The following is a 13,331-nucleotide window of genomic DNA, read 5'->3' as shown; positions in this document are numbered from 1 at the left end:
CCACGGCGTAGCTGGTTTCACAGGCGATGTAGGGCGCCCCGAAGCGGGCGGTCACGGCCTGCACCCGCACCCCCGGCGGGCCGGCCGCGACCAGGTGCTCGGCCACCGTGCCGGTGATGGCCGCGGTGGTGTTGGGGTTGATCAGCAGCAGCGTGCGCGTCATGACCGGCTCACAGGCCCAGCAGGTCGGCCAGCTCGCCGCTGGGCGGCGCGTCGGTGGGAAACACCAGGCTGGCTTCGATGCGCTGCAGGTGCTCGCGCATCAGCCGCCTGGCCTCGGGCGCGATGCGCAGGCGGATGGCCTGCAGCAGGGCGCGGTGCTCGTCGCAACCGCAGGCCGCGGCGTGCTGGCGTGGCGCCCCGCCGCTCGGCCCATAGGCCATGAGGATGAGCGAGGTGCGCGACACCAGCTCGCGCAAAATGCGCCCCAGCGTGGCCTGCCCCGACACCGCGGCGATGCGCAGGTGGAACTCGCCCGACAGGCGGATGGCGCGCTGCAGATCGCCCTGGGCACGGGCCGCCTCTTCGGCCTCGATCAGGCCGCGCAAACCGGCGATGTCGCCGTCGCTGGCGCGCACCAGAAACCGCTCCACCAGCGTGGGTTCGATCAGGCAACGCGCCTCGAACACCTCCTGCGCCTCCTGCGGCGTGGGCTCGGCGATCACGGCGCCGCGGTTCGGGATCAGCGTCACCAGGCGCTCGCTGGCCAGGCGCGCCAGCACCGGCCGGATGCGGGTGCGCGACACCCCGAACGCCGCCGCCAGCTTGTCTTCCACCAGCCGGGTGCCCGGCGGCAGGCGGTGGTCCAGCACCGCCGAGACGATGCGCTCGTGCATCTCGGCATCGGACAGGGCCACGGGCGCGCTGTCGACGTCGCTCATCGGGCGGCCCCCTTCTGGCGCTGGCGCAAGGCCCAGGTCGCCGCCATGGCCAGGCCCATGACCGCGAACGACACCACCGTGGTCAGCGTGCCCAGCGCGTAAATGGCCGGCGTGGTGACGGTGGTGGTCAGGCCCTGCAGTTCCAGCGGCAGCGTGTTGACGTCGCCGATGGCCTGCGAGGTGCGGGCGATTTCGTCCCAGCTCAGGGTGAAGCCGAACATGCCCACCCCGATGGCCGAGGGCGCGATCAACGGCAGCACCACGTGGCGGAAGGTCTGCCAGGGCGTGGCGCCCAGGTCGCGCGCGGCCTCCTCGTAGGCCGGGTTGAAGCGGTTGAACACCGCGAACATGATGAGCAGGCCAAAGGGCAGCGTCCAGGTGAGGTGCGCCCCCAGGGCCGAGGTGAACAGGCCCAGGCTGGTGTTGAAGGATTCCAGGTATTCGGTCATCTCCCAGTGCTCGAACACGCTGCGCAGCACGGTGTCGATCAGCCGAAACTGCAGGCCGATGCCCAGCGACACCACGATGGACGGCATGATCAGGCTGGCCACGGTGACGTAGAACAGCGCGTTGCCGCCGCGCAGCCGCTTGCGAAAAGCCAGCGCCGCCAGCAGCGACAGCCCCACCGTCAGCACCATCACCGTCACGCCCAGCGCCAGCGAACGCTTGAACGCCGCTCCAATGTCCACCACGCCCAGGCCCTCGGCAAGCTGGCGGTACCAGTGCAGCGACACGCCGCGCATCGGGAAGGTCAGGCCGCCCTCGGGGCCCTGGAAGCTCAGGGCAAAGATGGTCAGCATCGGGCCGTACAGAAACAGCACGAACAGGCCAAACACGGCGGCCAGCGGCCAGAAGCCGGGCGCACGGGGTTCGCGGAAACGGGCCATGTCACAGCTCCTTGCGGATGTCGACCACGCGGGTCAGGCCCCAGACGATCATCAGCACCGTCAGCAGCAGCACCACCGCGTTGGCCGCGGCCAGCGGGAACTGCAGGTACGAGGTCTGCACCTGGATCATCTTGCCGATGGAGGCGATCTGCTGCCCGCCCATCACGCCCACGGTGACGAAGTCGCCCATGACGATGGTGACGATGAAGATGGAGCCGATCAGGATGCCGGTGCGCGACAGCGGCACCACCACGTGCCACAGCGTCTGCCAGGCGCTGGCGCCGGCGTCCTTGGCGGCCTCCAGCAGCGAGCGGTCGATGCGCATCATGGAGTTGAAGATGGGCACGATCATGAACATGGTGTAGAGGTGGACAAAGGCCAGCAGCACCGAGAAGTTGGAAAACAGCAGCCAGTCCAGCGGGCCGTCGGTCAGGTGCAGGCCTTGCAGGCCCTGGTTCACCAGGCCGTTGCGGCCCAGCAGGGGCACCCACGAGATCATGCGGATGACGTTGGACGTCCAGAACGGCACGGTGCAGAGCACGAACAGCAGGGTCTGCATGCCGGGCGAGCGCACGTGGAAGGCCAGGAAATAGGCCAGCGCGAAGCCCAGCACCAGGGTCACGGCCCAGGTCAGCAGGGTGAACTGCAGGGTGGACAGGTAGGTGGAGAGGGTGACGCAGAAGTCGCCGTGCTCGGTCAGGCGGCTGCAACCCTCCCACATCGACACGTAGTTGCGCCAGGTGAAGGCGGGCAGCAGCTCGTAGTCGTTGAAGTCCCAGAAGCTGACCATGACGACCAGCCCCAGGGGCACGAGGAAAAACAGCAGGAACACCGCCGAAAACGGCAGCGCCTGCCACCAGGGGTGCAGCCCGGTGTGGGCGCGTGGGGGTTTCGCGGCGGTGCTCATGCGGGCCTCAGACCGTCAGGCGGCGACGAACTCGTTCCACTTGCGCACCATGTACTCGTTCTCGTCCATGATGGCGTTCCAGCAGGCGATACCGCCCATGCGCTGCTCGTAGCTGCCGCCGTCGCGCACCGCGCCCTTCTTGGCCAGCACGTCGCCGTTGGGGCTCTTGATGTCCTGGGTGGCGGCCTTGCCTTCCATCCAGTAGGCCCACTCGTAGGCCTCCATCTTGGCCTTGGCGGTGTCGAGCACGGCGCTGTAGTAGCCCTGGCGGTTCAGGTAGGCGCCGGCCCAGCCGTCGAGGAACCAGTTGATGAACTCGTATGCTGCGTCCTGCTTCTTGCCCGACAGGGTCTTGGGCAGGCCAAAGCCGGCGGCCCAGGCGCGGTAGCCCTCTTTCAGCGGCTGGAAGGTGCAGTCGATGCCCTTGGTGCGCACCGCCGTCACGGCCGGGCTCCACATGGACTGGATCACCACCTCGCCCGAGGCCATCAGGTTCACGCTCTCGTTGAAGTCCTTCCACAACGAGCGGAACTGGCCGGCCTTCTTGGCTTCGATCAGTGTCTTGATGGTGAGGTCGATCTCCTTCTTGGTCATGTTGCCCTTGTCGGGGTACTTGTACAGGCCCATGGCCTCCACCACCATCGCCGCGTCCATGATGCCGATGGACGGGATGTTCAGGATCGCCGCCTTGCCCTTGAACTCGGGGTTCAGCAGTTCGGCCCACGAGGAGATGGGGCGCTTGATCAGGTCGGGGCGGATGCCCAGGGTGTCGGCGTTGTAGACGGTGGGGATCAGCGTCATGAACTGGGTCGGCGCGCTGGCGAACTTCTTGGCGCTGGGCGATTCGAGGTACATCACCTTCTTCGGCGCGGTGCCCTGGTCGCCCACCTTCTTGCCGGCGACTTCGCCCTTGGTGAACAGGCTGGTGATCTTGTCGGCGTGCTTGATGCGCTTGCTGTCGATGCCCAGCAGGTTGCCGCTGGGGATGATTTTCTTGAGCGAGAAGTACTCGGTGTCGATCAGGTCGAAGCTGTTGGGCGCGGTGATGGCGCGCTTGGTGACCTCGTCGGTGGTCACGGCCACGTACTGGATCTTGATGCCGGTGTCGGCCTCGAATTTTTCGGCGATGGCCTTGTCCTGGTTCACCGCGGTGCCGAGGTAGCGCAGCGTCACCTTTTCCTGCGCGTGGATGGCCGGGAACATGCCGCTGGCCAAAATGGCGGCGGTGCCCTTGAGCAGTTGGCGGCGCTGGGGTTCGGCGCTCGGGGTGTCAACGGTGTTCGACATGGACAAAACTCCTGGTGGGATGAAAAACCTGAAGCCGTCAGGCGGCGGTGGGAAAAAACGCTTCAGCGCGCGGCCAGGCGGTGCGCCTGTTCCGGCCGCCACGACACCCAGACCGGCTGGCCCGGTTGCACCGGCTGGCGCTGGAACTCGGCCTCGGACAGGCTGACCTGGATGCTGCGGGCCGCCCTGGTGCCTGCCCCGGCCTCGATGCCGAGCAGCACGTAGGTGCCCTGGTACTCGATGTCGCGCACCTGGCCCTGGGCGTGCGGCTGGCCCGCGGTGGCGTCGGCGCTCAAGTGCAACGCCAGCCGGTCGGCGCGCACGGCCACGCGGCCACCGGTGGCGGTGTCGTCGAACACGTTGTGCCCGCCCATGAAGCTGGCCACGAATTCGGTCGCCGGGGCGTTGAACACCTCGCGCGGGCTGGCCGCCTGTTCGATGCGGCCGTGGTTCATCACCACCATCTGGTCGGCCAGGGCCATGGCCTCTTCCTGCGAATGGGTGACGTGGACGAAGGTCAGCCCCAGTTCGCGCTGCCAGCTGCGCAGCTCGGCGCGCATCTGCACCCGCAGAAACGGGTCCAGCGCCGACAGCGGCTCGTCCAGCAGCAGCACCTGCGGCCGGGTGATGAGGGCGCGCGCCAGCGCCACGCGCTGCTGCTGCCCGCCCGACAGCTCACCCGGCTTGCGCTGCGCCAGGTGGCCCATGGCGACGCGCTCCAGCAGGTCCTGCGCCTGGGCGCGGCGCTCGGCCGTGCCCACGCCGCGCATCTTCAGGCTGAAGGCCACGTTGTCCAGCGCGCTCAGGTGCGGGAACAGGGCGTAGCTCTGGAACATCATGGCGGTGCCGCGCTCGGCCGCCGGCAGGTCGGTGATGTTGCGCCCGGCCAGCAACACGTCGCCGCTGCTGACGGTTTCGTGCCCGGCGATCATGCGCAGGGTGGAGCTTTTGCCGCAGCCCGACGGCCCCAGCAAGCAACAGTAGCTGCCGGCCGGAATGCGCAGGTCGATGCCATCGACCGCCACGGCGGCGTGGTCGTAGCGCTTGGTCAGCGCGATCAATTCCAGCGAGGAAGAAGCGGGGGCGGTGGGGCTCATGCCCAGGGTGATGCAACCCCCGTGCCAACCTTGTATGCAATCAAAAAACAGATTGCATACAAAATTTCTGCCATTTGTGCACCATTTATGGGGCGGCGTGCACCGCCGTGCCCGCGCCGCGCACCCGGATGGTTCCGGGCCGGTTCAAGCCTTGCGGCTGACCAGCACGATGCCCACCGCCACCCCCAGCAACGCCAGCACCAGCTGCAGCGTCAGCGGCTCGCCCAGCAGGCCCACGCCGAACAGCAGCGCGAACACCGGTGTCAGGAACACGAAGGACGACATCTGCGTGGCCGGGTAGTGGCGCAACAGCCACATCCAGGTCAGGTAGCTGGCGAAGGCGCCGACCACCGTCTGCAGGCCGATGGACACCCAGGCCTGGCCGGAATAGCCCCAGCCCCAAGGCTCGCCCAGCGCCAGCGACAGCAGCGGCGCCACCGCCGCGGTCACGGCCACCTGGTAGAACAGGGTCTTCTCCGGGCTGGCCTGTGCCAGCCGGCTGGTGCGGATCAGCAGCGTCGTCAACCCCCACAGGGTGCCGGCGGCCAGGGCGATGGCGTCGCCCATCAGCTGGGTGCGGCTGGAGTGGGCAAAGCCCTCGCTGAAAGCCACCGCCACCGATGCGAAGGCCAGCAGCAAGCCCGTCCATTGCAGCGGCCGCAGCCGTTCGCTGGGCACAAAGCGCGGCAGCAGCAAGGCCACCACGAAAGGCGAGGTGTAGAGGAACACCGTCAGGCGCGAAGCGCTGGTGTGCTGCAGGCCCAGGTAGATGCCGGCGAATTCGCCCGCGAACAGCAGGCCGGCCAGCACGCCCGCGCGCCCGGTGCCGTCGCGCTGGAACAAGGGCACCGCGCGCCAGCGGCACCATATGGCCAGCAGCACCGTGGCCCCCAGGAAGCGCAGCGAGGCCTGCCACAGGGGCGGCACCTCGTCCACGGTCGACTTGATCAGGATCTGCTGGAAGCCCCAGAACGCGCAGCACGCCACCAGCAACCCGATGGCCAGGCGGTCCAGGTGGGCTTTGCGCGCCACCGGGGCGGTCACAAGGGGTGCTCCGTGTAGAAGCGCCCGCCGTGGTACAGCAGGGGCGGGGTGTCGGCGCGGTGGCGGCAACGCTCCACCTCGCCGACGAAGATGACGTGGTCGCCCTCTTCGTAACGGCTGCGGTTGAAGCACTCGAACACCGCCACCGCCCCGTCCAGCAGCGGGGCGCCGCTGGCCCCTTCGGTGTAAGGCACACCGGCCCAGCGGTCCACCCCCTTGCTGGCAAAACGCTGGGCCAGCTCGCGCTGCTGGGCGCCGAGCACGTGGATGGCGTAGTGCGTGCCGGCCTGGAACACCGGCATGGACGCCGACTGGCGCGACAGGCTCCACAGCACCAGCGGCGGGTCGAGCGACACGGAATTGAAGGAATTGGCGGTCAGGCCCACCAGGCTGCCGTCGGCCGCGCGGGCGGTGACGATGGTCACCCCGGTGGCGAAACGGCCCAGGGCGGCGCGAAAACTCGCGGTCGTGGGAATCTGCATCCCTAGGATTGTGCCGGCTCCCGGCGGGTCTTGCTGGCGGGCAGCAGCACCTCGACGCGGTCGCGCCCCAGGCGCTTGGCCTGGTACAGCGCGCGGTCGGCCAGCAGCAGCAGGGTGTCGGCGCCGATGCCGGCCTCCGGCACCTCGGACGCCACCCCCGCACTGACCGTGACCACCCCCTGCGGGCTGACCACGTGTGGGATGGCTTCGCGCCGCACCGCGTCCACCACCTGCTGGGCCAGCTTCAGGGCGCCGGGCAGGTCGGTGTCGGGGAGGATCATGCCGATCTCTTCGCCGCCGTAACGACAGACCACGTCGCGCGGGCGCTGGCCCATGGCCTCGATCAGACTGGCCACGGTCTTGAGGCAGGCGTCGCCGCGCTGGTGGCCGTAGCTGTCGTTGTACTGCTTGAAATGGTCGATGTCGAACAGCACCAGGCTCAGCCCCTGGCGCTGGCGCAAGGCGTGGCGCCATTCGCGGTCGAGCATGGCGTCGAAATGGCGCCGGTTGCCGATGTCGGTGAGGGCGTCCACGTGCGCCATGGCGTGCATGCGCTCGGCCTGCTGCTTGAGCAGGCGCTCGCGCGCCACGGCCGGACTCACGTCACTCACCTGCACCAGCACGTGGCGCTGGCCCACGGCGCGGGCCATGGCCCCGGCCATGGGCACGATCTGGATGGACTGCTTCAGCCGCACCGGCTCGCCGCCCGAGGGCGTCGGGTGGAACAGGGGCAGCGGCGAGCGGTGCAGGGTTTCGGACAACACCGCCGGAAATCCCGTGCGCAGGGCATCGGCCAGGGCACGCTCGAAATGGCTACCGCGCAAGTGCGGAAACACGTCGAGCAGGGGGCGGCCCACCACCTCGTGCGCTGGCAAACGGGCGCGGCGCAGCAACCAGGGGTTGGCAAACACCACCCGCTGCGCCTCGTCCAGCACCAGCAGGCCGGTCTGGACATTGCCCAGCATCCACTCGGCCCAAGGACCCAGAACGGGCCGTCCGGCCTCGTCCACACTGGATTTCATGGGGCCTCGACTTGCAGCCGGCGGATGAAGTCGGCCACCTTGCTTTCCAGCCGACCGCTGGAACGGATGTCGAGCAAGAAGGCCAGGTGCCCGACCACGCTGCGCGAGGCGATCTCGAAGCGCACCTGCAGGCTGAGCAGCGGCTCGGTCACCGTCTCGTTGGCCAGCAGCACCTCGGAGAGCACGCCCAGCTCCACCTCGGGCAGGCTGCCGTCGAACTCGATGCCCAGGGCATCGCCCACGCTGGCCACCACCGAGTTGAGCAGGATGTTGCCGATCTCGGCCAGCGCCTCCTGCTCCATCTCGCCCAGCTGTTCCAGCGGCACCGCCTCGCCCACCATGATCTGCACCAGCTGCAGGCTCTGCTCGGCCGGGAACATCAGCACCGCGTCGGTGACGATTTCACCGTGGAAGCCCTGGCGCACGGCGCTGATGCGGCGCTCGCCCTCGGTGCCGAGTTGGCGCACCACCTCGGCCTTGGGCAGGAGCTGCACACGGGGGATGCTCAGCTGCACCGCCTCGCCGGCCAACTGGCTCAGGGCATCGGCCGCCTGCCCCACCCCGAGGTTGAACAACTCGGCCAGGGCATCGAGTTCTAGCTCGTTGAGGGTCATGGCACCGCGGTGAAGTAATCCACCGCCTGCTGGATGGCCGCCTCGGTCACCGGCTTCTGCACGAACTTGACGCCCATGGCCGCCGCCCGCTCCCGGCTGCTTTCCTGGATGTTGGCCGTCAGCAGGGCGATACGGGCCTGGGGCAGGAGCCCGCGCAGGCGGTCGGCGGCCTCGAAGCCGCTGATGCCCGGCATGTTCACGTCCATGGTCACGAAGTGGGGGCGCAACTGGGGCGCCAGGGCCAGGGCCTCGTCGCCGGAGGCGGCCTCAAACACTTCCCAGTCGGGGCACAGACTGGCCACCTTGCCTTTGATGATCATGCGGGAGACGCGGCTGTCGTCCACCACCAGCAATCGATTGCCCACGCGGACACCTCTGGGAATGTGAGTGACTGCGCGGACGCACCGCCGTCGCAGAAAACCCAGAATTTTCCCCGAAACATCCCAGAAAAATGCGAAAAATCCCAGTAGATTGGTCTGGTATCCCGGCAGGATTGGCTCAGGCCAGGGCCAGGCCGAAGCGCTGCGCCTCGGCCACCGGCTCACCGGCCAGGCGCATCGCCAGCGCCGGGCGTTCGCCGCTGATCCACTCGGCCAATGCCCGGCCGGAGCCGGCACCGTGGGTCCAGCCCAGGGTGCCGTGACCGGCGTTGATCCACAGGCCGTCCACCGGCGTGCGCCCGATCAGCGGGATGTTGGTCGGCGTGGCCGGGCGCAGGCCGCACCAGAAATTCGGCTCGCCGCCCTGGGCCGGCAGGCGTGTGTCGACCACGCCCGGGAACACCTCCTCGATGCGGCGCACCAGCATTTCGCAGCGAGCACGCGCCACCGGCGTGTCCAGGCGCAGGTCGAAACCGCCCAGCTCGATGGTGCCGGCCACGCGCAGCGTGTCGCCCAGGCGCGACATGGCGATCTTGCGGCCGTCGTCGATCATGCTGACCTGGGGCGCGGCCTCGGGGCGCAGCAGCGGCAGCGTGGCGCTGTAGCCCTTGCCCGGGTAGATGGGCACGTGCACGCCCACGGTTTTCAGCAAAGGTGTGGTGTAGGAACCACAGGCCACGACGAAAGCGTCGGCGTCCAGCATCCGGGCGCTGCCGCGGGTGGCGTCGCGCAGGTGGACGCGGCGCAGGCGCCCGCCCTCGACCGCCAGCCGCTCGATGTGGTGGCCGAACAGCACACGCGCCCCGCGCTGCCCGCACAGGGCCGCCAGCTTCTGGGTGAAGACGCGGGCGTCGCCGTGCTCGTCGGTCTCGGTGTAGGTGCCGCCCACCAGGCGCTCGCCAAAGGCCCGCAGCGACGGCTCGATGCGCAGCAGTTCCTCGCGGTCGATCACCCGGCGGTGCACGCCGTGGCGGCGCATCAGTTCGGCGGCCGCGGCGGCCCCTTCGAAAGATTTCGTGTCGGTGTAATAGTGCGCAATGCCGCGTTGCGAGCGCTGGTACTCGATGCCGGTCTGCGCCACCATGGCCTTGAGCGTCTCGTGGCTGAAAGCGCCCAGGGCCACGATCTGCGCCACGTTGCGTTCGAAAGCGGCGTCGTTGCACTGCGCCAGGAACTGCAGGCCCCAGCGCCACTGGGCCCAGTCCAGTTGCGGGCGGAACAGCAGCGGTGCCTCGCGGTCGAACATCCACTTCAGCGCCTTCAACGGCGCCTCGCGGTTGGCCCAGGGCTCGCAGTAGCTGACCGAAATCTGCGCCGCGTTGGCAAAGCTGGTTTCCAGCGCCGCGTCGGGCTGTCGGTCCACCAGCGTCACCTCGTGGCCGCGTTCCAGCAGATGCCAGGCCGTGCTGGTGCCGATGATGCCTGCCCCCAAAACCACCACACGCATGATGCGCTCCTTCGCCCCACCCGGGCCAGTCCGTCGATGGCGGCAGTATCCGCAAAGCGCCGCAAAAAATGAAGCGGGATTAAACAAACGCAGATAAGATCACTTTGTCTTATTCAATGCCCGCCCATGAGCACCTTCGACCCCGACGCCCTGGAATGCCTCGCCGCCATCGTGGAAGAGGGTGGCTTCGAACGCGCCGCGCAGCGCCTGTCCATCACCCAATCGGCGGTGTCGCAGCGCCTGCGCTCGCTGGAGGCGCAGGTGGGCACGGTGCTGATCGTGCGCAGCCGCCCGCTGCGGGCCACGCCGGCCGGGCAGCTCATGCTCAAGCACGCCAAGATGATGCGGCTGCTGCGCGCCGACCTGGAGCACGACCTGCGCGAACTGGCCCCCAACTCGGCCCGCGGCCAGCGCGACGAGGACCGGGTGTCGGTGGCGATCAACGCCGACAGCATCGCCACCTGGGCGCTGCCCGCCATTTCGGCGCTGGTACAGGGCGGCCTGCCCATTGAAATCATCCACGACGACCAGGACTTCACCCACGAATGGCTGCGCGAAGGCCAGGTGCTGGGCTGCGTCACCTCGCTCGGCCAGGCCCTGCGCGGCTGCCGCATGGAGCCGCTGGGTGCCATGCCCTACGTGGCGGTGGCCAGCCCCGAATTTGCCGCCAGCGCCTTGCCCGAAGGCCTGACACGCCACAACTTCCACCGCCTGCCCTTCGTCGCCTTCAACCGCAAGGACGACCTGCAGCGCGACTTCGTCTGCCGCGCCTTCGCGCTCGGCCAGGTCACGCTCAAGCAGCTGTACGTGCCGTCATCGGAAGGGCAGGTGCGCGCCGCCCTGGCCGGCTGGGGCGTGACGGTGGTGCCGCGCCCGCTGGTGGCGCCGGCCCTGGCCGATGGCCGCCTGGTGGACGTGGGCGCCCCCCACGTGTTCCACGTGCCGCTGTACTGGCATTGCTGGAACCTGGCCTCGGACGTGCTCGACAGCCTGTCGGCCGCCCTGCGCACCGCCGCCACCGCCAGCCTGGACCCGCTCTGAGGCCCCTCGCCGCAGCGAGCCGCCGCTCAGACCTGGAGCAGCAGTTCGTCCTGAAAGGCCTGCTGCTCGCCCTTGGCCACGTAACCCAGCGGGTTGGCCACCACCCGGCAGCGGCCCACGCGGTAGTCGTGCGCGCAGTGCAGGTGGCCGTGCAGCCACAGGTCGGCCTGCGGCAGCAGGTCGTCCAGGGCATTGCAGAAGCCGGCCGTGCCGGGGGTCAGGCCGTAACGCGGGTCGGCGCTGCGCAGGCTGGGCGCAAAGTGGGTCACCACCACCGTCGGTCCGTCGAAGGGCTGGGCCAGGGCGTCACGCAACCAGGCCTGGCTGTGCAGGCCGGCTTCGCGCATGGCAGCGGCATCGAACAGTTGGCCATTGCGCTGGGTCTGCATCTTGTGCAGGTAGAAGTCGGCGGCGCGCAAGGCCTTGTCGCGCTGCTTCAGGCGCCGCGTCAGCGGATCGGGCTCATGGCCGGGCGCCGGTTTGCGTTTGGGCGGCACGTCGGCCAGGGCGTCGTAATCGCTCCACAAGGTGCAACCGACGAAGCGCACCCCGCCCAGCACCCGGGTTTCGCGCTCCAGCCAGAGGATGCCCAGGCGCTCGCAGGTGGCGCGCAATTCCGCGTGGACCGCGTCAAAGTCCAGCCCGTCGTACTCGTGGTTGCCGGGCACGAACAGCACCGGCACCGGCCAGGCGGCGTGTTCGGCCCGCGGCGAAAAGCGGCGCAGGCCCCAGTCGGGCTCGGCCATGCGGCTGCCGTCGGGCCGGGTCTGGTAGGAGCCGATGTCGCCGGCGAGCACCAGCAACTCGGCCTGGGGGTGGGGCCGGGCCTCGAAGCCGGGGTTGGCCTCCAGGTGCAGGTCGCTGAGCAGTTGCAGTTTCATGGGCCCACATCCAGCGGCGTTTCGCTGACGGTGCGCCACAGCGCTTCGCGCAACCAGCGGTGCGCGCTCAGGCCGTGCGACTGGCGGTGCCAGAGCATGTCCACATGCACGTCGGGCACCGCCAACGGCAGCGGCCGGTGCGCCAATTCGGATTCACGCCCGGTGCTGCCCAAAAAATGGCGCGGCAGCACGGTGAGGAGGTCGGAGCTGAGCACCACCTCACCGGCGGTGAAAAACTGGTTCACCGTGAGCACCACCCGGCGCTGCCGCGACACGGCCGCCAAGGCCTCGTCCACGAACCCAAAAGGGCGCCCGGAAAAGCTCACCAGCAGGTGGCGGGCGGCGCAATAGTCGTCCAGCGTCAAAGGGCCTTGCGCCAAGGGGTGGCCCTTGCGCATCACCACCACGTACTCGCCGTCGTACAGGCGGCGCCACATGTAGCGCGGCGTGCTTTCCTGCAAATGCACCGCACCCAGCTCGGCCAGCACACCGGGGAAATGGCCGATGGCCAGGTCGACCTCGCCACTTTCCAGCATGCGACGCGGGTCGCGCGTCACCAAGGGCAGCACCCGCAAGGTCACGCCCGGGGCCTCGTGCCCCAGGATGTTGACCAAACCCGGCATCAATTTGGACGCGGTGGCGTCGGCCATGGCCAACACAAAGTGGTTTTGCGCCTGCGCCGGATCAAACACCCCGGGCGCCAGCGATTCGCGCAACTGCCGCAGGGCCTCGCGCACCGTGGGCCACAGGGTCAGGGCCAGCGGCGTGGGCTCGACGCCGTAACCCGAACGCCGCACCAGGTCGTCGCCCACCAACTCGCGCAGGCGGCGCAGGGCGTTGCTCACCGCCGGCTGGGTGGTGGCCAGGTTGTGCGCCGCCCGGGTCAGGTTGCGTTCGACCATGACTTCGTCGAACACCCGCAGCAGGTTGAGGTCCAGCGTCCGGAAATTCAGCTCATTCATAAGCCGAGAGAATACATGACATTACAAAAATTAAGTACACAAACATCAGGGATTACCCTAGTATTGCACCAATCTTGCTGCACTGCAGCATCTTGGAGATCGATATGCCGACCTTGACCGCCCGCACCCCCGCCCTGCCCCCGACGCCGACCGCCCCTGCGGCGCGCCGCCCGGCCCCGCGCGCCTTGGTGGCCCTGCTGCTGGCCGCTTCCGTCGCGGCCGTGGCCGTGCTTGACGACCAATGGGTCAACACCTGGGCCGACGGCCACCTGTTCGCCGCCTGGGTCGGCATGTGGGTGGTGGTGTTCGCCGGCAGCCTGCTGCTGGCGGCGCCCGCACGCCGCTTGGCCCAGCAGTGCATGCGCGGCCTGGACGCCTGGCGCCAGCGGCGCGCCCGCC

14 protein-coding genes and 1 pseudogene are annotated in these 13,331 nt (G+C 68.8%); 2 read left to right on the top strand and 13 right to left on the bottom strand.

Annotation, left to right across the window (positions count from 1 at the left end; genetic code table 11):
* Window positions 1-170: 170 nt before the first annotated feature.
* The 11 genes from CON77_RS12410 to CON77_RS12360 all read right to left on the bottom strand — a co-directional run bounded on the left by CON77_RS12410 (window position 171) and on the right by CON77_RS12360 (window position 10,048).
* Window positions 171-881: a GntR family transcriptional regulator gene (locus CON77_RS12410; RefSeq protein WP_101049594.1), complete on the bottom strand. Its 711-nt coding sequence runs from the start codon at window positions 879-881 to the stop codon at window positions 171-173.
* Window positions 878-1,768 carry an ABC transporter permease gene (locus CON77_RS12405; RefSeq protein WP_101049592.1) on the bottom strand — a complete coding sequence of 297 codons (891 nt, stop codon included), beginning with the start codon at window positions 1,766-1,768 and terminating at the stop codon, window positions 878-880. The genes CON77_RS12410 and CON77_RS12405 overlap by 4 nt, the downstream gene beginning before the upstream one ends.
* A 1-nt stretch (window position 1,769) precedes the next feature.
* A complete protein-coding gene (locus CON77_RS12400; protein ID WP_101049590.1) occupies window positions 1,770-2,675 on the bottom strand; it encodes an ABC transporter permease in 906 nt (301 codons plus the stop codon).
* A gap of 15 nt (window positions 2,676-2,690) precedes the next feature.
* Window positions 2,691-3,962, bottom strand: coding sequence for an ABC transporter substrate-binding protein (locus CON77_RS12395; RefSeq protein WP_101049588.1), 1,272 nt, complete (start codon window positions 3,960-3,962; stop codon window positions 2,691-2,693).
* A 62-nt stretch (window positions 3,963-4,024) separates the two neighbouring features.
* The gene (locus CON77_RS12390) at window positions 4,025-5,059 is read right to left on the bottom strand and encodes an ABC transporter ATP-binding protein (RefSeq protein ID WP_101049586.1); all 1,035 of its coding nucleotides are present in this window, start codon (window positions 5,057-5,059) and stop codon (window positions 4,025-4,027) included.
* Between the two features lie 144 nt (window positions 5,060-5,203).
* Window positions 5,204-6,103, bottom strand: a complete 900-nt coding sequence (locus CON77_RS12385) for a DMT family transporter (RefSeq protein ID WP_232788528.1) — start codon at window positions 6,101-6,103, stop codon at window positions 5,204-5,206.
* A complete protein-coding gene (locus CON77_RS12380) occupies window positions 6,100-6,585 on the bottom strand; it encodes a flavin reductase family protein (protein ID WP_101049584.1) in 486 nt (161 codons plus the stop codon). The genes CON77_RS12385 and CON77_RS12380 overlap by 4 nt, the downstream gene beginning before the upstream one ends.
* Before the next feature lie 2 nt (window positions 6,586-6,587).
* The gene (locus CON77_RS12375; RefSeq protein WP_101049582.1) at window positions 6,588-7,607 is read right to left on the bottom strand and encodes a sensor domain-containing diguanylate cyclase; all 1,020 of its coding nucleotides are present in this window, start codon (window positions 7,605-7,607) and stop codon (window positions 6,588-6,590) included.
* Window positions 7,604-8,221, bottom strand: a complete 618-nt coding sequence (locus CON77_RS12370; protein ID WP_101049581.1) for a chemotaxis protein CheC — start codon at window positions 8,219-8,221, stop codon at window positions 7,604-7,606. The genes CON77_RS12375 and CON77_RS12370 overlap by 4 nt, the downstream gene beginning before the upstream one ends.
* Entirely contained in the window at window positions 8,218-8,586 is a 369-nt protein-coding gene (locus CON77_RS12365; protein ID WP_232788527.1) for a response regulator transcription factor, read from the bottom strand. The genes CON77_RS12370 and CON77_RS12365 overlap by 4 nt, the downstream gene beginning before the upstream one ends.
* A gap of 133 nt (window positions 8,587-8,719) precedes the next feature.
* The gene (locus CON77_RS12360; protein WP_101049579.1) at window positions 8,720-10,048 is read right to left on the bottom strand and encodes a D-amino acid dehydrogenase; all 1,329 of its coding nucleotides are present in this window, start codon (window positions 10,046-10,048) and stop codon (window positions 8,720-8,722) included.
* 126 nt (window positions 10,049-10,174) lie between these two features.
* On the opposite strand from CON77_RS12360, the gene CON77_RS12355 reads away from it, so the two are divergent.
* Entirely contained in the window at window positions 10,175-11,089 is a 915-nt protein-coding gene (locus tag CON77_RS12355; protein WP_101049578.1) for a LysR family transcriptional regulator ArgP, read from the top strand.
* 26 nt (window positions 11,090-11,115) lie between these two features.
* Here the strand turns inward: CON77_RS12355 and CON77_RS12350 are convergent, their stop codons facing one another.
* Together CON77_RS12350 and CON77_RS12345 are read right to left on the bottom strand one after the other, a co-directional pair.
* Window positions 11,116-11,970 carry a metallophosphoesterase gene (locus tag CON77_RS12350; RefSeq protein ID WP_101049576.1) on the bottom strand — a complete coding sequence of 285 codons (855 nt, stop codon included), beginning with the start codon at window positions 11,968-11,970 and terminating at the stop codon, window positions 11,116-11,118.
* The gene (locus tag CON77_RS12345; protein WP_101049574.1) at window positions 11,967-12,932 is read right to left on the bottom strand and encodes a LysR family transcriptional regulator; all 966 of its coding nucleotides are present in this window, start codon (window positions 12,930-12,932) and stop codon (window positions 11,967-11,969) included. The genes CON77_RS12350 and CON77_RS12345 overlap by 4 nt, the downstream gene beginning before the upstream one ends.
* Before the next feature lie 104 nt (window positions 12,933-13,036).
* On the opposite strand from CON77_RS12345, the pseudogene CON77_RS12340 reads away from it, so the two are divergent.
* Window positions 13,037-13,331: pseudogene (locus CON77_RS12340) on the top strand (hypothetical protein); the annotation flags it as partial.

Origin of the sequence: Macromonas nakdongensis, assembly GCF_002837145.1 — a bacterium.
Lineage (GTDB): Bacteria > Pseudomonadota > Gammaproteobacteria > Burkholderiales > Burkholderiaceae_C > Macromonas_B > Macromonas_B nakdongensis.
This window is presented reverse-complemented; position numbering and strand designations above follow the sequence as displayed.

What these genes read in the sequence shown, in the direction of transcription:
- CON77_RS12410 (WP_101049594.1), bottom strand. Translation starts at nt 881, where the DNA reads ATGAGCGACGTCGACAGCGCGCCCGTGGCCCTGTCCGATGCCGAGATG.
- CON77_RS12405 (WP_101049592.1), bottom strand. Translation starts at nt 1,768, where the DNA reads ATGGCCCGTTTCCGCGAACCCCGTGCGCCCGGCTTCTGGCCGCTGGCC.
- CON77_RS12400 (WP_101049590.1), bottom strand. Translation starts at nt 2,675, where the DNA reads ATGAGCACCGCCGCGAAACCCCCACGCGCCCACACCGGGCTGCACCCC.
- CON77_RS12395 (WP_101049588.1), bottom strand. Translation starts at nt 3,962, where the DNA reads ATGTCGAACACCGTTGACACCCCGAGCGCCGAACCCCAGCGCCGCCAA.
- CON77_RS12390 (WP_101049586.1), bottom strand. Translation starts at nt 5,059, where the DNA reads ATGAGCCCCACCGCCCCCGCTTCTTCCTCGCTGGAATTGATCGCGCTG.
- CON77_RS12380 (WP_101049584.1), bottom strand. Translation starts at nt 6,585, where the DNA reads ATGCAGATTCCCACGACCGCGAGTTTTCGCGCCGCCCTGGGCCGTTTC.
- CON77_RS12375 (WP_101049582.1), bottom strand. Translation starts at nt 7,607, where the DNA reads ATGAAATCCAGTGTGGACGAGGCCGGACGGCCCGTTCTGGGTCCTTGG.
- CON77_RS12370 (WP_101049581.1), bottom strand. Translation starts at nt 8,221, where the DNA reads ATGACCCTCAACGAGCTAGAACTCGATGCCCTGGCCGAGTTGTTCAAC.
- CON77_RS12360 (WP_101049579.1), bottom strand. Translation starts at nt 10,048, where the DNA reads ATGCGTGTGGTGGTTTTGGGGGCAGGCATCATCGGCACCAGCACGGCC.
- CON77_RS12355 (WP_101049578.1), top strand. Translation starts at nt 10,175, where the DNA reads ATGAGCACCTTCGACCCCGACGCCCTGGAATGCCTCGCCGCCATCGTG.
- CON77_RS12350 (WP_101049576.1), bottom strand. Translation starts at nt 11,970, where the DNA reads ATGAAACTGCAACTGCTCAGCGACCTGCACCTGGAGGCCAACCCCGGC.
- CON77_RS12345 (WP_101049574.1), bottom strand. Translation starts at nt 12,932, where the DNA reads ATGAATGAGCTGAATTTCCGGACGCTGGACCTCAACCTGCTGCGGGTG.